General features: G+C 67.4%; 13 protein-coding genes. 5 read left to right on the top strand and 8 right to left on the bottom strand.

Annotation, left to right across the window (positions count from 1 at the left end):
• Nucleotides 1–102 precede the first annotated feature (102 nt).
• Nucleotides 103–2,826 carry a PAS domain-containing sensor histidine kinase gene (locus D7X12_RS07815; protein ID WP_120624634.1) on the top strand — a complete coding sequence of 908 codons (2,724 nt, stop codon included), beginning with the start codon at nucleotides 103–105 and terminating at the stop codon, nucleotides 2,824–2,826.
• 33 nt (nucleotides 2,827–2,859) lie between these two features.
• Here D7X12_RS07815 and D7X12_RS07820 read toward each other — a convergent pair whose 3' ends face one another.
• On the bottom strand, nucleotides 2,860–3,669 hold the full coding sequence (locus D7X12_RS07820; RefSeq protein ID WP_244224425.1) for a peptidoglycan-binding protein: 810 nt from the start codon (nucleotides 3,667–3,669) through the stop codon (nucleotides 2,860–2,862).
• A gap of 231 nt (nucleotides 3,670–3,900) precedes the next feature.
• Here D7X12_RS07820 and D7X12_RS07825 point away from each other — a divergent pair, with 231 nt between their 5' ends.
• Nucleotides 3,901–5,739 carry a vWA domain-containing protein gene (locus tag D7X12_RS07825; RefSeq protein ID WP_120624636.1) on the top strand — a complete coding sequence of 613 codons (1,839 nt, stop codon included), beginning with the start codon at nucleotides 3,901–3,903 and terminating at the stop codon, nucleotides 5,737–5,739.
• Between the two features lie 29 nt (nucleotides 5,740–5,768).
• Here D7X12_RS07825 and D7X12_RS07830 read toward each other — a convergent pair whose 3' ends face one another.
• Nucleotides 5,769–7,085 (bottom strand): Kelch repeat-containing protein, encoded by a 1,317-nt coding sequence (locus D7X12_RS07830; protein WP_120624637.1) that lies wholly within the window; start codon nucleotides 7,083–7,085, stop codon nucleotides 5,769–5,771.
• A 75-nt stretch (nucleotides 7,086–7,160) separates the two neighbouring features.
• Nucleotides 7,161–9,026 (bottom strand): DUF6055 domain-containing protein, encoded by a 1,866-nt coding sequence (locus tag D7X12_RS07835; RefSeq protein WP_120624638.1) that lies wholly within the window; start codon nucleotides 9,024–9,026, stop codon nucleotides 7,161–7,163.
• A 504-nt stretch (nucleotides 9,027–9,530) separates the two neighbouring features.
• Between D7X12_RS07835 and D7X12_RS42290 the strand changes: the two genes are divergently transcribed.
• Together D7X12_RS42290 and D7X12_RS07840 are read left to right on the top strand one after the other, a co-directional pair.
• Nucleotides 9,531–10,358 (top strand): hypothetical protein, encoded by an 828-nt coding sequence (locus D7X12_RS42290; RefSeq protein ID WP_147443570.1) that lies wholly within the window; start codon nucleotides 9,531–9,533, stop codon nucleotides 10,356–10,358.
• Between the two features lie 170 nt (nucleotides 10,359–10,528).
• On the top strand, nucleotides 10,529–11,221 hold the full coding sequence (locus D7X12_RS07840) for an MBL fold metallo-hydrolase (RefSeq protein WP_158619997.1): 693 nt from the start codon (nucleotides 10,529–10,531) through the stop codon (nucleotides 11,219–11,221).
• A 123-nt stretch (nucleotides 11,222–11,344) separates the two neighbouring features.
• Here the strand turns inward: D7X12_RS07840 and D7X12_RS07845 are convergent, their stop codons facing one another.
• Nucleotides 11,345–11,698 carry a hypothetical protein gene (locus D7X12_RS07845; RefSeq protein ID WP_120624640.1) on the bottom strand — a complete coding sequence of 118 codons (354 nt, stop codon included), beginning with the start codon at nucleotides 11,696–11,698 and terminating at the stop codon, nucleotides 11,345–11,347.
• Nucleotides 11,699–11,844: 146 nt separating this feature from the next.
• Entirely contained in the window at nucleotides 11,845–13,731 is a 1,887-nt protein-coding gene (locus tag D7X12_RS07850; RefSeq protein ID WP_147443571.1) for a hybrid sensor histidine kinase/response regulator, read from the bottom strand.
• 290 nt (nucleotides 13,732–14,021) lie between these two features.
• Here D7X12_RS07850 and D7X12_RS07855 point away from each other — a divergent pair, with 290 nt between their 5' ends.
• Complete coding sequence (locus D7X12_RS07855) at nucleotides 14,022–15,443, top strand: alpha/beta hydrolase family protein (protein ID WP_158619998.1); 1,422 nt, start codon at nucleotides 14,022–14,024, stop codon at nucleotides 15,441–15,443.
• Nucleotides 15,444–15,491: 48 nt separating this feature from the next.
• On the opposite strand, the gene D7X12_RS07860 is transcribed toward D7X12_RS07855, so the two are convergent.
• From D7X12_RS07860 to D7X12_RS07870, 3 genes are all read right to left on the bottom strand, one after another.
• Entirely contained in the window at nucleotides 15,492–16,091 is a 600-nt protein-coding gene (locus tag D7X12_RS07860; protein ID WP_244224426.1) for a hypothetical protein, read from the bottom strand.
• Between the two features lie 186 nt (nucleotides 16,092–16,277).
• Nucleotides 16,278–19,877, bottom strand: a complete 3,600-nt coding sequence (locus D7X12_RS07865; protein WP_120624643.1) for a VWD domain-containing protein — start codon at nucleotides 19,875–19,877, stop codon at nucleotides 16,278–16,280.
• A gap of 151 nt (nucleotides 19,878–20,028) precedes the next feature.
• Nucleotides 20,029–21,447 (bottom strand): cytochrome P450, encoded by a 1,419-nt coding sequence (locus D7X12_RS07870; protein ID WP_120624644.1) that lies wholly within the window; start codon nucleotides 21,445–21,447, stop codon nucleotides 20,029–20,031.
• Nucleotides 21,448–21,464: the final 17 nt, after the last annotated feature.

Genomic DNA, 21,464 nt, shown 5'->3' on the forward strand with positions numbered 1-21,464 from the left:
CAGGGGGCCCCCTCCCCGCCCCCTCCGTCCAGCCTTGTCGACCATTCCTAGAATCAACAGTGGGCCTGGGCATGGAGGCTCAACTCAAAAGGGGGAGCAGGGATGATGACAGCCGAGGCCAGCACCGAAGCACGCGGCCTCTCCGACTGGGCCCGGCAGTTCGAGGTCGTCGTCTGGACCGCCGACGCGGTGACGCTTCAGCTGCTGCACGTGAGCCCGAGTGCCGCCGGGATTCTGGGCCATCCGCTGGAGCAGTGGTGGACCGAGCCGGACTTCCTCACCCGGCATGTGCACCCCGAGGACCTGGACGACGCGCTGACGCTCTTCCTGGACGGCACGCGCCGACGGAGCGGGCGCAGCGGCGTGCTCCGGTTCCTGGATGCGGACGGGCAGGCGCTCCCCTTTCTCACCAAGGTGCTCACGCGCGAGGACAGCGAGGGCCATGCCCCCCAGCTGCGGTGCTTGATGGTGCGCCTGGAGCGCCCCCCCTGCGCCAGCCAGGAACCGGAGCGCTTCGAGCGGGAGCGGGAAGTGCTCCTGCGCAAGGAGCACGAAGCCCGGGAGCGCGCGGAGGCGCTGGCCCGGCAGCTCGCGGCCGGCGAGTCGCGCTTCCGCAGCATCTTCGACTCCCACCTCATCGGGCTCGTGTTCAGCGACAACCACGGCCGCATCCTGGATGCCAACGACGCCTTCCTGCGCATCGTGGGCTACAGCCGCGAGGACCTGGAGACGGGCCGCATCAACTTCCTGGACCTGACCCCGCCGGAGTTCCAGGCGGTGACACAGCGGGCGATGGAGGCCATCGAAGCCCGCGGCGTGACGAGCACCTTCGAGAAGGAGTACGTGCGCAAGGACGGCCGTCGCGTGCCCATCCTGCTGGGCAGCGTCCGCCTGCCCGCCCTGGCTCAGAATGCCACCTTCGTGCTGGACCTGACGGAGCGCAAGGAGGCCGAAGCGGAGCGCGAGCGCTTCTTCCGCCTGGCGCCGGACATGTTTTGCATCGCCGGCATGGACGGCTTCTTCAAGCGGGTGAACCCGGCCTTCACGCGCAGCCTGGGCTGGAGCGAGCGGGAGCTCCTCGCCCGGCCCTTCCTGGACTTCATCCACCCGGAGGACCGAGGCAGGGGGGAGGCGACGCTGGACGCCCTGAAGCAGGGAGACGCCGGCCCCGGGCTCTCCGTCCGCGTCGCGTGCAAGGACGGCGTGTGGAAGTGGCTCGACTGGACCGCCGAGCCCGTGCCGGAGACGGGCCTCATCTACGCCTCCGCGCGCGACGTCACCCAACAGCGGGAAGCCGAGAAGCAGCTCGTGCTGGCGGAGCAGCGGCTGCGGACCGTCATCAACAGCGGGCCGCTCGTCCTCGCCGTGGTCGACGCCGAGGGCCGCTTCCTCGTGTCCGAGGGCAAGGGGCTGCGGAGCATGGGCCTCGCTCCGGGCCAGGTGGTGGGACAGTCCGCCCTGGAGCTGTACGCGAACGAGCCCCAGGTGGTGGAGTTCCTCCAGCGGGGACTGCGGGGAGAGACCTGCTCCACCATCGTCCGGACCGCGGGGCTCACCTTCGAGGTGTTCTACCAGCCCGTCCTGAACGAGGCCGGCCGCGTCGCCAGCCTCAGCATCGCGGCGCTGGACGTGACGGAGCGCGTCCGGGTGGAGGCCGAGCGGGAAGAGCTCATCCGCCAGCTGATGCACGAGCGGAGCATCCTCCAGGCCGTCCTGCGGCAGCTGCCCCACTCCGTCTACATCGCGGAGGCGCCCAGCGGCAGACTCTTCCTCGCCAACGAGCAGGCGGTGACACAGATTCGCGGCCCTACAGAACCCACCCTGAACGTGGAGGGGTACCGCGCCTATCCGGGCTTCCATGCCGACGGGCGGCCGTATGAGCCAAACGAGTGGCCCCTGTCGCGGGCCATGGCCTCTGGAGTGCCGGTCATGGCCGAGGCCGTCCACGTCATCCGGGGCGACGGCAGCCGGGGCGTCATCGAGTACAGCGCGACGCCCGTGCGCGACGCAAAGGGCCACATCACCCACGGCGTGGTGATGGGGGTGGACGTCACCGCGCGCAAGGCGGCGGAGCAGGAGCGGGAGCGACTCCTGGACGAGCTGAAGCTGGCGGTCAGCGCCCGCGACGAGTTCCTGGGCATCGCCAGCCATGAGCTCAAGACGCCGCTGACGACCCTGACCCTCAAGCTCGAAGCACTTGCGTGCGTGGCCAGCGCCGAGCCGGAGTCCCCCATGGCCCGGCGTCTCGCGCCCCACCTGGAGGTCATGCGGCGGCAGGTGAAGCGGCTCGCCGTCCTGGTGAACGACCTCCTGGATGTGTCGAACATCCGCGCGGGACGGCTGGCCCTCACGCTCGAACCGCAACAGTGCGACCTCGCGGCGCTGGTGAGGGACGTGGCCGGGCGCTTCGACACCGAGGCGAAGCGCGCGGGCTGCGAGGTCCACCTCCACGCTCCCGCGCCGGTGGTGGGCGCCTGGGACAGCTCGCGGCTGGAGCAGGTGGTGACGAACCTGCTGGCGAACGCCATCAAGTATGGCCCCGGCCACCCGGTGATGCTGGGCGTGGAGGCCGTGGACGGGCGCGCGAGGCTGACGGTCCACGACCGGGGCATCGGCATCGCGCCGGAGGACCTCCAGCGCATCTGGGGCAAGTTCGAGCGCGCGGTGTCCGAGCGCCACTATGGGGGACTGGGCCTGGGGCTCTACATCTCGCGGCAGATTGTCGAGGCCCTGGGCGGCACGGTGAAGGCAGAGAGCGCCCTCGGCGAGGGCGCCACGTTCATCGTCGAGCTTCCACTGCGGGGCGGCGCGGAGCGCAGCGCCTGACGCGGAAACACCCCGTGCCGCCTCCCGCCTGGGTCAATGCCTGACGGGGCCGGAGCCGGGCTCTAGCGTCAGCGCCTCCTCGGTCGCCGGGTCGGTCTTGCCCATCGCCTGCTTCTCCCGCGCCTGTAGCGCCTGCGGCGCCTCTGGCATGGGCCTGGCCCTCGCCGCGTCCACCGCGGGGAGTTTCAACCACGCCACGCTCGCGCCCGAGTGGCTTCGATTGGAGGCCGAGTAGCGGACCGTGTACGGGCCAGACTCCGCGCCATGGGACACGAGCAGCGGGTCGCTGCCGGGCTCGAGCACCATGGACACGTGCTCGCCGGCTCCGTTGCGATGCCAGAGCACGAGGTCGCCTGGTTTGATCTGGGATGACGAGACCGGCGTCAGGTAGCTGAGCAGCGTGCCGGTGTAGCCCTGCCCGTTGTAGCCCAGGCCATTGGGGTCGGGGGCACCTGCCCACTTGTAGCAGAGCGTGACGAAGCCGGAGCAGTCGATGTTGAGCGGCAGCTGATGACGCGCGTTGAGGCCGTCGATGGGACGCACCTGCTGGTAGTGGATGCCCGCCGCGTTCGTGATGCCCCAGTTCGCCTCGGAGACGATCTTCGCGCGCAGGCCGCTCACGACGACGACGGGCTCTCTCAGCGCGGCCCAGGTGCGCGCGCCAACGATGCCATCCGCCACCAGCTGGTGCGAGCGTTGGAAGGCCACCACCGCGGACTTCGTCTTCGCGCCGAAGATCCCGTCAGCGCTTCCCACACTGAAGCCTGCCTTGTTGAGCAGTTGTTGGAGTTCGACAACGGCATCCCCCCGCGAGCCCTCCTGGAGAACGGGGTCGCCTTTCATTTCCCGGCTCGGCTCCGAGCCGGGGGTTTCTTGAATGGACATGGGTGCACCTCCTCTGGGAAGTGTCGTCATCCCCGTGGGACGGAGCACCCCCGCCAGAGCGTTACGCTCGCCTCCCTCGCACCTGATTGTGCGTGCGCTCACGCGCTGTCACGAGGTGGGACGGGGCGTCATGACGGGTGACAGGGGGTTGGAATAGGCTGCCTTGCGTCCCTTACGAAAGGCTCCGCATTGAAGACCACGTACACGCTCAGTCACCCCGTCCTGCCCATGGGGACGTCATCCAAGGTCGACCTGCTGGTGACGTTCTCGGCGGAGGGGGGCGCGGCGTCCGCGCGGCGCTCGCTCAACCTGGGGCTCGTCATCGACCGTTCGGGTTCCATGGCGGGTGCGCCGCTGAAGAACGCCATCAAGGCCTCGCACGAACTGGTGGAGCGCATGGGCCCCGAGGATTCGCTGTCCATCGTGGCCTATGACGACACGGTGGCCACGATGCTCGCCCCGGTGAAGGTCACGGACAAGGCGGCCATCGGCAAGGCGCTCGCAAGGATTACCGCGGGCGGCTGCACCAATCTGAGCGGCGGGTGGCTCAAGGGCGTGGACCACGTGAAAAGCCAGCTGTCCAGCGAGCGCATCAACCGCGTGCTGCTGCTCACGGATGGCAAGGCCAACACGGGCATCCAGGACACGGGCCAGCTCATCGACATGGCGCGCGAGAGATCCAGTGCGGGCATCATCACCACGACGCTGGGCTTCGGCGCCAACTTCAACGAGGACCTGCTCATCGGCATGGCCAATGCCGGCGAGGGGCACTTCTATTACATCCAGTCGCCCGAGGATGCCGCGGGGGTGTTCCGCATCGAGATGGAGGGCCTGGGCTCGCTGGTGGCGCAAAACCTGGAGGTGGTGATCAAGCCCGCGTCCACCGTGAAGGTGGCAAGCGTGCTCAACCGCTACCGTTTCGCGGCGCAAGGCCAGGAGGTGACGGTGGGGTTGGGGGACGTGTACGCCACGGAGCCGCGGCAGCTCGCAGCGGAGCTGTCGGTGGAGGCGCCGTCGGTGGCCGGGCCGGTGGCGCTTGCCACCCTGGTGTTCCGGGCGCAGGTGGTGGTGGAAGGGCGCGTGCGGGAGCTGACGGGCGAGGTGCCCATCCTCGCGCACCTGGCCCCGGCCGCGGAGTCGGCGGCGACGGCGACGGACAAGCACGTGCTGGCCCAGACGAGCCGCCTGCGCATCGCGCGTGTGAAGGATCAGGCCATCGAGCTGGCGGACAAGGGGGACCTGCCCTCGGCCTCCCGGCGTCTGCGCGAGGTCATCTCCGAGCTGTCACTCCTCCTGGACAAGGCGTCGTATGAGCTCTCCGAGGAGGTGGAGCAACTGGCGCACTACGCACAGCGGATGGAGTCGCGCACGTACGACGCGGTAATTCGCAAGGAGCTGAGGGACCAGTCGTATCAGGCGGGCACGCGCAACCGAGGGGACCTGGCGCTGCGTGGGACGGCGGGAGGCTCGGCGGACAGCCTGGAGGCCGTCAGCGACGCGGGCGGGGGCATCGTGCTGGAGTGCGTGCGCGAGGGCGGCAAGCTGCGCGTGCACACCGTCTCCCCGGGGCATGACACGAGCTTCAACGTGCAGTTCCCCCGGAGCGCGCGCGAGGAGGGCGTGCGCTACGTGGTGGAGAAGCTGGAGACGTCCGGAGACGGCACCTTCTACCGGGTGGTGGGAGACATCAAGCGGCTGGTGGTGCCGGGACAGGACCGGCCGGCGCGGAGCCAGGCCACAGCCCCAGCGAACAAGGGCAAGCCCACGGCCTCGAAGGTGACGGCGAGCTCGGCGGCGGACCTGCCCACGACGACCAGCGTGGGCACGGGCATCATCATCCAGTGCGTCAAGGAGGGCAGCAAGCTGCGCGCCCGCGTGGTGTCCGACGGATACGACCCGGATCTCAACATCCGCTTCCCCCGCGACATCCGGGAGGAGAACGTCCTCTACGTGGTGGACGAAATCATCACCATGGCCAATGGCAGCTCCTACATCGCCTGCGGCGACATCCGCCGACTGGTGCAGTAGGGACACGCGCTCCGAACCAGGCCTGAGCGTCAAGGCGCCGTCGTGGGCGGCTTCCAGATGAACACGTTTCGCCGGGTGCTGTTGGCCACGACGAACACGTTGCGCGCGGGGCTGTAGCGGAACCGGCCATAGGTGCCATTCGAAGCAGGCGGGCCCGGGTCGTCGCCCGTGCCGGTGAGCTCCACCCATCTCGCGGTCTGCAAATCCAGCATCGCCAGCCTGCGACCGCCCGGATACGCAACGAACCGGTCGAGCACCGGCGAGTACGCGAGTCCGGGCGCTCCGCCGACCGGCTCGCTCAAGCCCGTGGTGGTCACCGTGGCGTGGGTCTTCGCCGCGTCGTTCAGCGCGTAGGTCGACACGGTGGCGCCCTCACGGACCAGCGCGAGGACGTTGCGCTTCGTGTCCACGGCCGCGCCCGCGTAGTAGAAGCCCGCTCCGTTCGGCGCGTGCGCGGTCCAGGCATCGGCGACCGGGTCGTACTCGTGGAGCTTCCTCGGCCCGACGTACCAGAGGTGGCCTCGCGCGTCGGCGGCGCTCGCGCCGTAGTCGAGGACCGGGTTGTTCGCGCCGCGCACCCAGCGTGCGGTCGCGAAGTCGAAGCCCATCACCCGTGGAGCGCCGGCCTGACCGCTGGGATAGGAGCCGACGGAACCGAGCACGTAGAAGCGGCCCGTCGCCTCGCTGAAGGCGATGTTGCCGTAGGTGTGCGCGCTGCGCGGCTGCTGCGAGTCCAGTTGCGCGCTGATGCTCGGGTCGTCGCACAGCTCGTGGCGCACGTAGCCGGAGGGGCCCAGGCCCGCGTCGGGGATGTCGAGTGACGCAACGGAGGGGTAGAGACCGCACGTCTCGACCCGCTTGTCGCGCATCACCGGGGTGACGCTGTTGCCGGTCATGCCCGTCGGAAGGTCGGTCCAGCGCTTCCACGTCATCGACGCGAGGTCGAACGTGAACACGTTGTTGTACGACGAGTCGTCGTGACCGCCGCCCCAGACGACCAGCCGGTCCCGGAGCGAGTCGTACGCTCCGCCGCTCCACGCAATCATCACCGCTTCGCACGGGTAGCTGGAGTACGGCTGGGGGCAGACATCCGCCATCTGCGTGTCGGGCAGCTCCTTCCAGGAGCCCTCGGGCATGGCGGCGATGATGGCGTCGATGGGACCGGGTTCGATTCCGCCCGCGTCAGGCGTGATGACGGGGCCGCCATCCTCCCCGTCGCCGCCATCCCGGGCGACGACTCCTCCGTCCCCCGGGAGCGGCTCTGATCCGGATTTGCCGCAACCGGGAGCAAGGAGGGCCCAGAGGAGTGCCGCGGCCGGGATGCAGCTTCGAAGGACTTGTCGCATTCCACATCCTGCGCAAAGGCACGCAGGGGCGCAATCTCCGAAGGCATCGTCGGCCCGGCACCCGCTGGCGCCGCGCTACGGCCGCCAGGCGTAGGGCGGCGCGAGCGTGACGTCCGTCGTGTTCGAAGCGGCAGGGGTGTTTGGATCGACGAACCCGAAGTAGGTGCCGCTCGACTTGTTCAGGCCCACGCCCCGGTATTCGAGGTCGCCGATGAGCTGCGCCGTGCCCGACACCGACTGCTGGCCCTCGTAGAAGCCCAGCGGGTAGAAGGTGGAGGCGACCCTGGCCGATCCGCTCACGCTGAAGCCGTTCGTCAGCACGGAGAGGCCGGTGACGGTGCCACCGGAGACGTTGCCCGACAGGACCACGGCGTGGTCGTCGATGCGCGCCGCCCCACTCACGGTTCCGCCGAGCACCTGCGCGTAGGGTCCGACGTACACGCTCGACGGCACGCCGCTGACGACGCAGCCGCCGCCGTTCGAATGACGCTGCGTTCCTGAAGGACAGGCCTCCTGCGTGCCGCTCCTGAACCCCTCGGGCCAGGCGTTCGTGAGCTGCACCATCCAGGGGTAGCGGTGGAGGGTGTTGTACGGCTGATCCCAGACAATCTGCTTCTGCACCGACGGGGTTCCGACCACGACCAGGAACAGCGCTTCACCGGAGTTGACGCAGAAGTGGAGCGCGCCATCCGCGCCGCGCTGCAGGGGGCTGTAGCGCGGCGTGGTGATGGCGCTGTCCGTGGCGACCAGGCCCCAGCGCCAATCCGAGTCCGCGCCGGCCTGCGTGACGCCACGGAAGGTCACGGTCACGCTCGTGGCGCCCGCCTCCGGGTAGAGCCGCACGATGTTGTAGCCCCAGCGCTGCGGCGCCCAGCCGGCCGGCGTCACGAACCGCCGGTTCGTCGCGGAGGCCGCATCCAGCGGCTCGAGCTGGGTCAGGCGCAGGCGCCGCTCGGGGCGCGTCTTGCTCGTGATGGCGCCGTACCTGGCGCGATAGGTCGGCCCCTGGTTGCCGCCGCTGGTGGGGGGCGGATCCTTGTAGTCCCAGGTCACGTTGTGCATCGCCCACTCGCCGAAGAAGTCGTTCAGCTGGCTGATGTTCCAGCCCCGCGTCTTCATGATCTGCGAGAACGGATCGTTGCTCGGGCTGCTCGTCCAGATGTCATTGACGGCGCTGTAGCAGTGCTTGTCCTTCAGGAACTCCATGAACTGCCAGTTGCAGTAGCGGTCGCGCGTCGAGCCCAGGTACACGTGGGGGGCGTTCACGGCCATCTCCGAGCAATGCACCTCGGTGCGGTACTCGGGGAGCTGGTGCGGCATGAAGTTGGCGTGGCTCTCGTAGATCCAGCCGCAGGTGTTGGACTGGTTGCACGTCATGCCGCCGCTCACGCTCTGCACGGCATGCATGAACTCGTGCGCCAGCCCCCAGTGGTCATTGAGCGCGCCAGGGCCAATCCACATCCCCATCCGCGTCGAACTCCAGGCGCCACCGGACAGCCCCCAGTTGGAGTGGACGTGGACGCTGACCTTGGTCTTGCTCGTCAGGTTGCAGAGTGGTTCCTTGAAGAAGATGGGCGACCCGAAGTAGGCCTTCCAGACGGTGTTCTCGAGCGTGTCGAGCGCGGCCTGGGCGGTGGTGCTGGAGATGGCCTCATCCGAGTAGATGGCGAAGTGGGCGGACTCCCTGATCAGCGCGAAGTTCGTGTGGTCCGGATCCGGTCCGCCCGCCCTCCAGGTGCCCGGGGTGCAGGCCGGCGGCGAGGTCGGGCAGCTCGTGGCCCAGGCCGTCGTCGTGGTCCCAGGCTCGCATGCGAGCGCGGCCTCCACGGAACGGGGTTCGCGCTCGGCCTCCGTCAGCTCTCCCTCCGGGAGACACCCGGCGCCGAGGACGCCCATCACGAACAGCAAGGCAGGCAGAGGCAGTGTCTTGTTGAAGCTCATGGCTTCGCATTCCCTTTCACGGGGTGGCTCGAAGTCCAAGTACCGCGCGCCAGCTCAGAGTTCAACTGGAGAGTAGGAATTGGCGCCAGGTGCCGTGCCAATGGAACAAGACAGGGTCAGCGCTCCTCCCGAATTCGAAGCTGTGGTTGCCTTACAGTCACAGTATGAACAGGAGGAGGAGGAGGAAGCCGCGCGTGTCATTGCAATGTCAGTGCGGAGGGGTGGGCGCGAAGTGGATCTGCCATGGACGGTCCACCATCACGATTTCGCTCCTCCACCGGGTCGCCGGTGTCCTCGTCCTCTCCCTGGCGTCCATGGCCTGCTCCCTTCACGTACGCCAACACCCTTCAGCCCCGGCTCCGCCCCTGTTTGAGGGAACAGTCGCTGATCGTTGTCAATTTCGGGAAGGGACTAAGTCATGTCAGGAGTCGCCGAATTCTCTCGGCTTGTTCATCTTACCTAACTATAATACCCAACACGATCACGCAACCCCGGGAAGCCTGCATGTCCGACGCATTCAAGTCAAAACACAAGACTAAACCCCTTCATTCAAGAACCTTGGAACTATTGCAGCAAAAGGGGCTCAAGTCAAAACACTTCCATTTTGCAGTTCCTTCACCAGCGCTCGACGCCCACATCGACGAGCAGTTAATTCTTGCCAAAACCATACATTCTTTTTTCCGGATGAACAATATCAATCACGCTATTGGAGCTGGCCTCCTAATCGGGTTTTACACGAGCGGCGAATTTTTGCCATTTGATGATGACATTGACATCTATTTGGATGCAGATGGCGGAGAGTTCATGAATTCCCTCTGGGAGAACCATACCTTTCCCCCTAGTTTTGTTCCTGAGGCAGTCCGAAGATACCCCCATTGGAAAGCAAAAGGGCTTCGCTTGCAGGATGGCAAGGAATACCTGCTCATGAAGAACAAGTTCTGGAAAATCCGGCTGATTCAATCATGTAACGATGGAGTCGCCGACCACTCTCGAGATATCGGCGGCGTCGACATTGATTCGGCAATCCTGAATGCGGACGGCAATTACTACGAGAGGGCATTCCCCACAAGACCCATGTTCAACCCCACTGCCAACAATATCACAATGGGAACAATTTCTGGCGTAACTCTGCCATTCCCTGACTTCCAAACAGGTGGTCCCTATCTTGATTCAGTTCATGGCACTCATTGGCGAGAAGAAATTTTACCAGCAAGGCTGGCTGAATTAACAAAACACGACATCATCCTAACAGAAAAAACCTTCTTGGCGACTTTAGCGAACTACACAAATGATCCGCAACAGAACCGAGCCCCAAGTGGTGTGGATGGGTAGCCAAATCTGGCCGAAAGCGAGCCGCGCAGAGACGAGACTGCGTATGAATAGCGCAACCATTGCGGTCTGCGCCAAGGTAAAAAATGCTACCCAGGAACTCTCTTTATTTTTTAGGGACAGCAGGGGCGCGCCACGTCGTCTATTCGCAGTTGCGACGCTCAGGGGGCCTCTTGTGGAACCTCAACGGCTTTTATCTATGGGTTGACCCTGGCCCCGGAGCCTTAGTGCGAGCGCTAGAGAACACTCCGTCGATTGCACCTGCTGGGGTGGATGCGCTTTATTTGTCTCATAACCACCTCGATCATACATGCGACGCGAATGTGGTAATCGAAGCCATGACCAACGGAGGAGACAACAAGCGAGGCTCGCTCCTGGCACCTGCTGATGCCCTTGGTAACGAGCCGGCGGTCTCATCTTATACACGCGCTTTTGTGAACAGCGTCGAAACGCTTGGAGTTGGAAAGTCCTTCTCTTTGGCTTCGAATGTATCGCTGCATACCCCACTCGCACATCACCACGGGGTAGAGACATATGGATATAGGATTCATCTGCCGAATATCAAGGTCGCGCATATTGTTGATACGCTCTGGATGGATTCGCTGTGTGATGCTTATGCCGGCGTTGATGTCTTGATCATCAACACGACGCTACTTGATGCTCGACTTAATGTGCTTCATTTAAGCATCAAAGACGCCGAACGGCTAATCGTAACCATACGACCTAGAATTGCATTTTTAACACATCTGGGGAAGAAGATGCTTGAGGCAGATCCGATGAAACTCGCCAAGCAGCTGACAGAAAAAACCGGAGTGACCACCATTGCCGCGCAAGATGGAATGCTCTTCGATTTATCTCAAATATAATTAATTTTCAGAGCATAGGAAGGACAGGAGCCCTCTTGGGCGTAGCGGGCGGGAGCAGAGCGGGAGGTGAGGGACGCTGACGGGGAGCCCATGAGCCGCACGCCGAGCCGGCGCAGAAGCCTTTCATCTCCAGCAAACACACGCCTGCCCAGCCCAGCCGCTTTCCCAGGAGGGGCGCGGCAGGGGCCTGGCTCTCTTGGCTGGCTGTGGCGGCAGTGCGTCCTGAAGGTCCGTCGCGCTGAGTTCGGCCAGGGGCACCTTGATGAAGGCCCTGATCGGCATGTCGATGCCCTTCACCTTCATGCCCTTCTGGAGGCCCGCCTCGGCGGCGACGCTCTTGGGGACCACCCGGGTGACGGTGACCGTCTTGCCATTCGAGCGGGCGGAGTAGCCCGCGGACTGCATCGTCACGGTGAACGGCGCCGCCGCGAACATCCAGGCGCCAGCGAACATGGACAGCAGCGGGGCCAGGGTCATCGGGAGCGCTCCGGGCAGGGTGGCCGGCCCAGCCTATCGTTGAAACTGCTCCAGAAGGAGACGCCTCCCATGCGGGGCCGGGCCGGTGTCATCGGCGGACTCCGGCGGGGACGCACACCCCTGCGGTCAGCTGTTTGAGATGGCTGTCATTGGCCTGACGAGGAGCCGGCGGGCAGCACCTCGTCGACCAGCTTCAGGAAGGCGCCCAGGTCGAAGGGCTTCTCCAGCACCGGCAGCGGGTAGCGGGCGACGAAGTCGCGCGCCTCCGTGGACGTCACGCCCCCCGTGTAGAAGACGGTGCGCCGGGCGAGCGTGGCGTCCCGCGCGCACAGCTCGCGGTGGAAGGCCGGCCCTCCGCCCTCCGGCATCGTCATGTCGCAGAGCACCACGTCGAAACCGCCCGGCTCTTCCACGCGCCGCAGGGCCTCCTCGGGGCCGCTGGCCAGCGTCACCTCGAAGCGGCCCTGCAGGGTGCGGCGCAACGACTCGCGCACGCTTCGCTCGTCGTCCACCAGCAGCAGCCTCGGCCGGGCCTGGGGCTTCGAGAGGGCCACCGGGGCAGGCGGCGCCAGCGGTGGAGGGGCCCAGCCCAGCTCCACGGTGAAGGTGCTCCCCTGCCCTGGCGTGCTCTCCACGTGGATGGTGCCGTCCACCGTGCGCAGCAACCCCAGCGACACGAACAGCCCCAGCCCCGTTCCCATCCCCAGGGCCTTGGTGGTGAAGAAGGGCCCGAAGAGGCGCTGCTGCACGTCCTGGGACATGCCCACGCCGTTGTCGGACACCCGGATGCGGACCCGCTCCCCGTCGCGCAGGGCCTCCACGCGAACCTCTCCATCCGTCCTGTCGGGGGAGATGGCCTGGATGGCATTGGACAGGAGGTTGACGAGGACCTGCTCGAGCAGGTCCTGGCTGCTCAGGGTGTACAGCCCCCGTGGCACGTTCAGGGTGAAGGTGATGGGCCGCGTGTTGGCCGCCCGCACCGTGGCCAGGGCCGCGTCCGCGGCGCTTGCGACCTCGTGGGAGCCGGAGGGCGCGGGAGCAGCCGCGGCCCGCCCCGCGTCGAGCAACTGCCGCACGATGCGGCTGATCCGCTGCACGCTCGCGAGCGACTCGTCGATGCACTCCCCGCTGTCCTCCGGCAGCCGGCCACCGGCCAGCTCCTCCCGCAGGTAGCGGAGGTTGGCCGCCACGGCGGCGCTGGGGTTGTTGATTTCATGGGCCACTCCCGCCGCCAACTGCCCGATGGCCGCGAGCTTCTCGTGGCGCATCAGGACCGCCTGCATCCGCGTCAGCTCCGCCGTGCGCTGGGACACCTTCTCCTCCAGCGCCACCCGCAGTTCCTCCAGCGACTTCGCGTTGGCCACGAAGCGACGGGTCATCTGCACGCCGAAGAGGGCCACCAGGGTCATGAGGCTGACCTCCGTCAGGAGCGGCATGGTGATGACCCTCGCCACGACGAGGCTGTCGTTGATGCCGACGGGGAGGTTGAGGGCCATGCCCAGGACCACCGGCCCGACGTCCGCCTCCCCGCGCCACCAGGCACGGCCCAGGCGCACCAGGGGAAGCAGCAGGCTGAGACAGAGCAGCCCGAGGGCCGCATCCCCCAGGAGGGTCGGATTGAGCGTCCGGTAGATGAGCTTCAGCCAGGGCACCTCGAAGAAGAGCACCTCCGAGGTGTAGAGGATGCCCGGCCACGGGGCGAGGAGCGCCACCAGACCCAGCAGGCCCAGCACGGTCCGGTCCAGCACCTGGGAGCGCCCCTCCAGGAACAGCGCGCCGTACGCCACCCAGCAGGCACAGAACAGCGTGATGAAGATCATGGACCCGCGGGAACACAGCGACACCAGGGCGTCGGACGTGCCGGCCATGGAGCCGACGGAGTTGGTGGCCGAGTAGCCGCTCAGCATCAGCGCGCTCCAGGCGGGCAGCCGGTGGTCCCTCCAGCCGGGCGCGCTCGAGAAGCCGAAGCCGAGCGCGGCCACCACCAACCCCAGGCAGGTGCCCACGATGGAGATCAATGCCGCCAGGGTCAAAACGATGCCTCCTCGGGACCGGGGAGTCCCTCCGCTCCCGCTTGGGCCCTACGGCAATATTTCACGAATCCCTTTCAGCCACTTCCCCCCTCCGCACGCGAGGCCCAACAGGGTCGGCGACAACTCCATGGGGAGTGGCCGGGCACCCCTCCGTCCCCCAGCGGAGGTCTGGCCAATACCAGGCGTGAAACGCGCCATGACAGCGAAGTCAAACATCCGTGAGCGGTGGTAGAAGTCTGTTGATGGCGCGGGCGGTCCAGCGGAAGCCCGTGGCCGACAGGGGGGACCTCATGCGCCCGTTCGAAATCGCTTCGCTGCTGTGCCTCACGGTCGCCATCTTCGCGATGACAATGCGTGCCACGTCTCCACGCATTCGGCGCGCCCTCCTCGGCGTGACGCTCGGCGTGATGGGATTGGGGGCCTGGATTGAAGGGGCTCGGTGGCAGCTCGCTCCCGCGTATGCCCTCGCGGCTGCTGGCGTCGTCTTCGTGCTCCTCCCTCGGAGCATGGGACCGCGTGCTGGCGGTCGAGTCCTCCGGAGCCTGGGCGTCACGGCGGCGGTGCTCGCGCTCGCGGTGGCCGTGCTGCTGCCAGGGGTCCTGCCGGTGCCCTCGTTCCCATCACCGGAGGGGCCTCATCCGGTGGGGACCGTCACGTTTCCGCTCGAGGATCCCGCGCGTGAAGACTCCAGGACTCCGGGGCGGCCTCGCCGCCTGATGGTGCAGGCCTGGTATCCGGCCGACACGGGCACCGCGCGGGCACCCCGAGCGCCGTTCTGGCCCGAGGTGGCGCGCGCGGGGCCAGCACTGGCCCACAAGCTGGGACTGCCGTCGTTCTCCATGAGCCACCTCGCGTATGCCGTGGGCCACTCCCACGAAAACGCGCCGTTCACCTCCTCGCTCGACCGGGTGCCACTCATCGTCTTCTCGCACGGCGCGGGAGGCCTTCGCGCCCAGAACACCTCGACGTTGGAGATGCTCGCGAGCCAGGGGTACATCGTCGTCTCGCTCGACCACACCGACGACGCGGCCGCCGTGGTGTTCCCCGACGGAGAGGTCGTGTTGAGGAGCCTGGAGGGGCCCGACGGCGAGACGCACGAAGAGGCCTCGCGCCGCAAGGCTTCCACGGTACGCAGTCGCGCCGCGGATGTGGGGCGGGTGGTGGATTTCCTGGTCGGTGCGACTGACGCCCGCCCCCCTGCCCCGCTGCACGGGCACATGGACCCCGCGCGGCTGGGAGTCTTCGGTCATTCGCTGGGGGGTTCGACCGCCGTCGAGGTCTGCCGCGTCGATGCCCGCTTCAGCGCGTGTGGCAGCCTTGACGGCTACATCTACGGCGAGGCCGAGGCGACCGGCATCGCGCAGGCATTCCTGCTCATCCAGCGCGAAACCGATGCACCTCCGGATGCAGCGGACGTGCGAGAGCGGCAGCGAGAGGCATTCATCGCACGGCTGAGCGGTCCTTCGTGCCGGCTGCGGGTCGCTCGCGCGCGTCACAACGACTTCACCGACATGGCGGCGGTTTCCCCGGTCCTGCCATACCTCCTCCCGGACGCTGTCAGCCAGGCGGGCGAAGACACCCTGCGCGGGACGAACCAGATACTCACCGCGTTCTTCCATGCGACCCTGCGCGGCGAGCCGGGTGGCTGGTCAGGAGTGCGCGCCACGCGCCCCCGGTTCTCGTCCGCGTGCGACCGCTTGCCCCTGCCGTAAGCCGGGCCCTGGCCGCGGTTCGATGCAGGCAGGCCTACCGCGGCGGCCTCACTCCCACTCCTTCGCGACATCCTGGGGAGGCGGCGCCGGGGGCTCCGGGGGGAAGTAGCGCTCCCGGTGGTAGCCCCAGTCCGACCAGGTCACGTTCTTGCCGAACTCGCGCACCCTGTGGCTCACCTCGGCCACGGAGTACTGACGCTCACGGCCGTCCGTGAAGGCCTCGGCGACGCGACCGTCCTTGAACGTGGCCCGGAAGATGAGCGGATTCGTGCCGCAGCCCATCCCCACGCCCGAGACGATGGGCTTCAGGCGAACGCCATCCACGCGGACCAGGTGGTATTCCAGCCTGTTGTACTTCTGGTTGGGCTCCAGGCGGCCCATGCGGCAGCGGGCCACCACCTCCTTCAATTCCCGCAGGAACACCCGGGAGTTGGCCGCAGCCTCCGGAATCAGGCCGGGCGCGTGCATGGGATTCATCTCCGCCAGGGCCGCGTCAATGCTCTCGTTGAGCAGTCGCGCGAGCGTCGGGCTGGAGAGGTTGCCGGGCTCCTCGGGCGGTTCCAGCCAGGGCGTCAGGATGAGGTAGGTGATGGGCAGCGCCACGGCCAGGACGCAGCCCACGGCCATGGCGATATAGGCCCGCTTCACGAATCTGGCTTCCTGGGTCATTGCATCACTTCCCGGTGCGTCACGGCCCGCGAACCTACCCCACCCGGAACGGGGCTCGAAACCGAAAGGCCCGGACGAGGGCGACGCGGCGCTTCCCGTGCAACCCACGCAAAAGGGCCACCCCCACATGCTGGGAGGTGGCCCCTTCTCATCCCACCGTGACGACTACTTCGCGGTCAGCCGCCAGGTGTTGCTCTCGGTGCTGCCACCCTTCCCGTCCTCGGCGATGACCTTCCAGAAGTAGTCCTTGCCGGACTCGAGCGTCACCGTCCTCCCCAGCTCCTGCGTCGGCTTGGAGGTGCACTCCTTGAGCGTGAAGCCCGAGTCCACACCCCAGACGCAATGCCTGTACAGGACGGTGTCCCCGTCCTTGTCGTACGTGCCCTCCCACTTGAACGTCACGGTCGCGCTGGAGACCTCGTTCTCCTTCGGGACCAGCAGCCCCGGCACGCCAGGCTGGAGGTTGCCTTCGACCTTCTCCGCCGTCACGTACACCTTGGCGAAGCCCGGCTCGCCGGTCGCGGACACGTCGTGGATGCAGTCGCGGCGGCGGTCGTCGTTCGCGACCTCCTTGCAGTACTGCTCGGCCTCCGACAGCGGAATCGGCTTCAGCGGCTCCGCGACCGGAATCCCGGGCAACTGCGTCTCCACCCGGCACGAGCTCGCCTTGTATTCCGGCCAGCCCTCCAGCGTGTACGACTCGGTGGAGAACCCGGAGGCGTAGTCGAACAGCGACGTGTCCTTCGTCACCCGCCACGCGTCCTCGAACTTCTCGTACAGCGCGATGTAGCGCTCGTACGGATCCGTCGGGCGAGCCCCCAGGAGCGCTCCGTCGGAGAGCGCCGGCAACCAGTTCCCCGGAGCGATGGTGCCCAGCAGCCCCTCCGTGGCGCGCGACTGCTGCACACCGACGTTCATGTACCAGACGTGGTAGTGCGCCCACCAATCCACGGTGACGATGATGCGCGTCCCGCCCGGCGTCTCGATCTGGATGCCCCCGGTCGCGGGCGTCGAGGTGATCCGCCCACCCGCGGGCAGCAGGAGCTCCGTGCCGAGCTGCACGGGCTTTCCATCGACGCGCAGCTCCAGCAGCTCCGGCTTGTCGGCGCCCATCTGGTACGTGATGCGGTGCGGGCCCACCCGCACCGCCACCGCCGTCGTCAGGCTCGCGCACGCGGTCAACCCGGTGTGCTTGTCCGGCCCCACGGGCTGGTCGGTCTGGATGGGGGTGTGCCTCGCCTGGATCTCCATCCCGGGGTCGCGGAGGAGCACGAACTCGCCGGCGCTCTGGAAGTCGTAGCGCACGCCATCCATCGTCGTGAGATGCGGGTCCCCCCAGGTGGAAGGGTTTGCTCCCACGATCCAACGGCGAATCGTTTCGATGTCCACCTTGCTCAGCGGCGGCCCGCCACACGGCATCATGCCGAACGGGCAGTCCTCCCCCGTGCGCGTGATCCGGTCGTACAGGGGGCCCGTCAGGCTGCTCGCGTAGGCCAGGGCAATGCCGTGCGGCTGCGTGAGCGGACTCACCCCGGGAGTGCTCTGGTCCTCGGCGAGGTTCAGGAAGGTCCCGTAGTTCGAGTACGGCGGATAGTCGAGCCCACCGTGGCACTCGACGCAGCCCTTGTTGAAGATGCGTTGCACGTCCGTGTACGTCGGGACGGCGGTGGTCGAGGGCAACGACGCCAGCGTGGCATTCACGGCCGGAATCAAGGCCGCGCAGTCGAAGGGCGCCGAGAGGCCGGCGACGGGCTCCGCCGTCAGGCTCGCCGCGAGCGCCTGCTCGAGCGCGCTCAGGTACCCGCCGAACACATCGGCGAAGCCATAGGCACGCGACCGGCCGCGCACGCCCATGGACCACTTGTCCACCGACACGCCCAGCGGCTCGAGGAAGTAGCGGTACAGGGCAACCGGCGTCGTGTTGGTGCCGTAGATTTCACGGTCGACCAGCATGCCCCCCATGACCGTCGCGTCGGCGCCGCCCAAATCGATTGGCCGGCGGAACACCTCGCGCCGGAGCCGGGCGAGCGACGTATCCGTCGACGCGGTGGTCGAGGCGCCGTACTGCGGGATGATGCCGTTCACCGCCGGCCCGGGCGTCTTCACATACACGTCTCCCGTCCGGTCGAGGTTGAACCGCTGGATGTCCGCCTTCCTGCGCGGCACGCTCTTCGTGCGCGCATCGGTGTCGGCGCGCACGGCGTTGATGCCCATGCCGCCATTGCGCGCCGTGAAGAACCCGAGGTTGACGGCCAGGCCCGGAGGAGAGCTCTCCACCGTGTTCAGCGCCGCGTTGATGACCAGACAGCTCTTCGTGATGGCCAGCGCGAGCGGACGGGGATCGACATACACGCTGCCGGTCGCCCAGCGGTGGCTCGCGACCTCGTCCGCGATCCTGCGCTGGTTGAGGTTGCCGTCCAGCCCGCCAAGGAGGTCGAACAGCTGGACGCCGCGCCCTTCGGACCCGCCCACGGAAGACAGATGGAACAGCGTGATGAAGGTCCCTCCACGAGGGACGGCCGTGGGAAGGCCCAGGCCCACGAGCCCGTTGAACGAATACGCGGTCGAGGAGCCAGGGGAGCCCGCCGGGATCGGCTCCGCCGTCACCGGAGGCGACGTGTCGAAGGAGAACCGGGGCGTGCCGTCGTTCGCGCCGCCGCGGTAGCGGGTGATGATGTTGGCGTTGCCCGCCGCCAGCCCCGGAGGCTGCAGCCTCAGCTGCTCCACCAGCTGGCGGATGGCGCGGTTGGTCCGCCACGTCCAGGGATTGAAGAGCTTGCGGAACGCGGCCGTATCCACCGAGCCCTGATACAGCCGGTCCCGGTTGAACGGCAGCATCCCACCCCAGCTGTCATACGGGTCCCAGTTGGGCTTGTTCTTCGTCTTGATGACACCCACCGGCATGCCGTCCGTGCCCGGCACACCCGTCCTGTTGAGCACGTTCCGGGTGGAGTGGCAGCTGGAGCACTTCACGTCATCCTTCTCGATGCTCCGGGAGCGCGGAGGGAGGGTGCCCATCGCCGGGATGGATGTGAGGATGATCTCGTGGAAGCGGAAGTTCCGCGTGGCCTCGTCCCACTGCATGTATTCGATGACGTCCGGATGCGAGCCCGGGTACGACGCGTGCGGCACCGGCCCGATGGAGAAGACAGACCTCGCGTTCCTGCTGGAGAGCAGGATTCGAGGGTGCTCCGCGGTCCCCGTCTGCAGGCTCTCCGAGCGCGACATCAGGATGGCGCTCTGCCGGTACTCGACGGGCAGCGCGCTGATAAAGCGCGCCACCGTGTTCGTGGCGGCATTGGCGGGATTGCTCAGGTACGCGGCAATCTCCTCGGGCGTGATGGCGCTCGCGACCGCGGGCACGAGCGGATTGATGGTGCCCGCCGGAAGGTGGAAGACGGGCTTCACCGACCGCGCCACCCCCATCGTCAGGGTGCAGGTCAGCGCCACACCGGAGCAATCCGGAGTGGACAGGAGGTCCGCGTCCGCGTCGGTGTTCCAGCCACCAAAGGTGGAGCCCCCGGTGGGCGCGGCGGTGAGCGTCACCGTGGCGGTCGCCAGGTAGGCTTCATCACAGTCGCCGCCCGTGCTGGTGCAGGCGATTCCAGAAGCGGTGACCGTGCCCGTGCCGAGCCCCATCGGCATGACCTTGAGGGCAGCGGCCTCCGCGGTCACCCCGAACAACGAGGCCGCGACCAGCAGCCCTCCCAGGCCTTGTCGCAGGTTGAAATGGAATGAAGACGGGATGCGTCTCTTGAGTCTCATGCGTGGGGCTCCCTGGGGCGAGGCACCTCCTCCCTCTTCAAGACCGGGACCACGGCGCCCCACCTCGGGAGCGAGGGGCCACGGGCCGTCTTGTGTTGCCCCTGGAGCCACGAATCACGGTGCGCGTTGCCGCAGAGGCAACACCCCCGCGTCACGCCGTGAGGGCCGCCGGTGCGGCGTGCGCCGCCTGGGGCTGGCGCGTGATGAGCTTCCCGGTGACGCCCTTGGGGAGCACGACGCCGAAGAAGAACCCCTCCTCGAAGGGCTCCGTCGAATCAACGTGGGCCTTCACGCGAGCGCCCATCGTCGCGAGCGCCGTCTTCAGGAACACCATCGCGAAGTCCCCGCCCACGCACGCGCGCGGGCCCCGGCCGAACGGGAAGAAGTGGCCGCTGCCGAGCGGATCCCGCGCCACGCCGCCGTTCAGCCACCGCGCGGGGTGGAAGGTCTCCGGATCCGTCCAGTGCGCGGGGTCCCGGTGCAGGTGCTGGTTGGAGATCATGATCATCGAACCCGCGGGCAACATGACTCCCGCGAGCTGCGCGTCGGAGGACGGCGTGCGGGTGAAGACGCGGACCGCGGGCAGCAGCCGCAGGGACTCGTACGCCACGGCTTCAATCCAATGCGCGCCGCTCAGCTTCTCGGACGTCAGCGCACCGTCCGCCAGCGTGGCGGCCTCGGCGGCGAGCCGGGCTTCGGCGTCGGGGTACTTCTGGAGCTGGTGGACCGCGCCGACCAGGGTGGTGCTCGAGGAGAAGACGCCGCCGTAGAAGAGCCCCCCGAGGAGGTGCGCCAGCACCTGGTCATCCATTCCGGGCATCTCCCGCAGCGACCACGACAGCAGGTCCACCGCGTGGGGCTTCGGGCTCTTGCGCGCCGCGCGGACCCGGTCGGCGAAGTGCCCGTAGAAGCCCGTCTTCGCCTCCGCGAAGCCCTTGGGCAGCGAGACGAACCTCAGGGGCAGCTTCGCCTGGATCCGCGCGTCCGCCCCCCTGGCGAGCAGCAGGAAGTCGTCGAACACGGAGGACGGGAGCTTCTCCCCCACCGCCGCGACCGAGAAGGCGTCGAACGTCAGCCGGCGCAGCGCGTGGGTGTAGTCCAGGGACGGCTCCGCCAGCAGGGCCTCCACGGACTCGGCGATGGCCGCCTGCATCGGTGACACCTGGGCCGCCAGCCACTCCGGGGACCACGGCTGTCCCGTGGGCTCCAGCTTGCGCTTCTCCGCCCAGTCCTCGCTCAGCTTCGCGATGAAGACCGTGTCGTCCGTCACCGTCGGCCGGACCTGCTCACTGATGTTCCCCTTCTCGAACTCCATCCGGCGGGGGGACTCCAGCACTTCGGCGATGAGCGCCGGATCATTGAGCACCACGCCGGGGCTGGGCCCCATCCAGATGAGCGTGACGCCGCCATACTCGCGGCCATACCGCGCGCAGACGTCCCAGGGCTGGGGGCCCAGGAAGTCGCCCGCAGTGCCGAGCACGCCGGGCTGCGGCCCGGGGAGGGCCGCGAAGGGTTTGCGCCTGGAGCCGAAGAACAGGTTGAAGAGACCGCGGGAGAGCAGGTTGGGCACGTGGGTTGTCTCCAGAC

The organism is Corallococcus sicarius (genome assembly GCF_003611735.1).
Lineage (GTDB): Bacteria > Myxococcota > Myxococcia > Myxococcales > Myxococcaceae > Corallococcus > Corallococcus sicarius.

Bases quoted from the DNA above. Each gene is read 5' to 3' on its own strand.
- D7X12_RS07855 (WP_158619998.1), top strand. From the start codon at position 14,022: ATGCGCCCGTTCGAAATCGCTTCGCTGCTGTGCCTCACGGTCGCCATC.
- D7X12_RS07835 (WP_120624638.1), bottom strand. From the start codon at position 9,026: ATGAGCTTCAACAAGACACTGCCTCTGCCTGCCTTGCTGTTCGTGATG.
- D7X12_RS07815 (WP_120624634.1), top strand. From the start codon at position 103: ATGATGACAGCCGAGGCCAGCACCGAAGCACGCGGCCTCTCCGACTGG.
- D7X12_RS42290 (WP_147443570.1), top strand. From the start codon at position 9,531: ATGTCCGACGCATTCAAGTCAAAACACAAGACTAAACCCCTTCATTCA.
- D7X12_RS07865 (WP_120624643.1), bottom strand. From the start codon at position 19,877: ATGAGACTCAAGAGACGCATCCCGTCTTCATTCCATTTCAACCTGCGA.
- D7X12_RS07820 (WP_244224425.1), bottom strand. From the start codon at position 3,669: ATGAAAGGCGACCCCGTTCTCCAGGAGGGCTCGCGGGGGGATGCCGTT.
- D7X12_RS07830 (WP_120624637.1), bottom strand. From the start codon at position 7,085: ATGCGACAAGTCCTTCGAAGCTGCATCCCGGCCGCGGCACTCCTCTGG.
- D7X12_RS07845 (WP_120624640.1), bottom strand. From the start codon at position 11,698: ATGACCCTGGCCCCGCTGCTGTCCATGTTCGCTGGCGCCTGGATGTTC.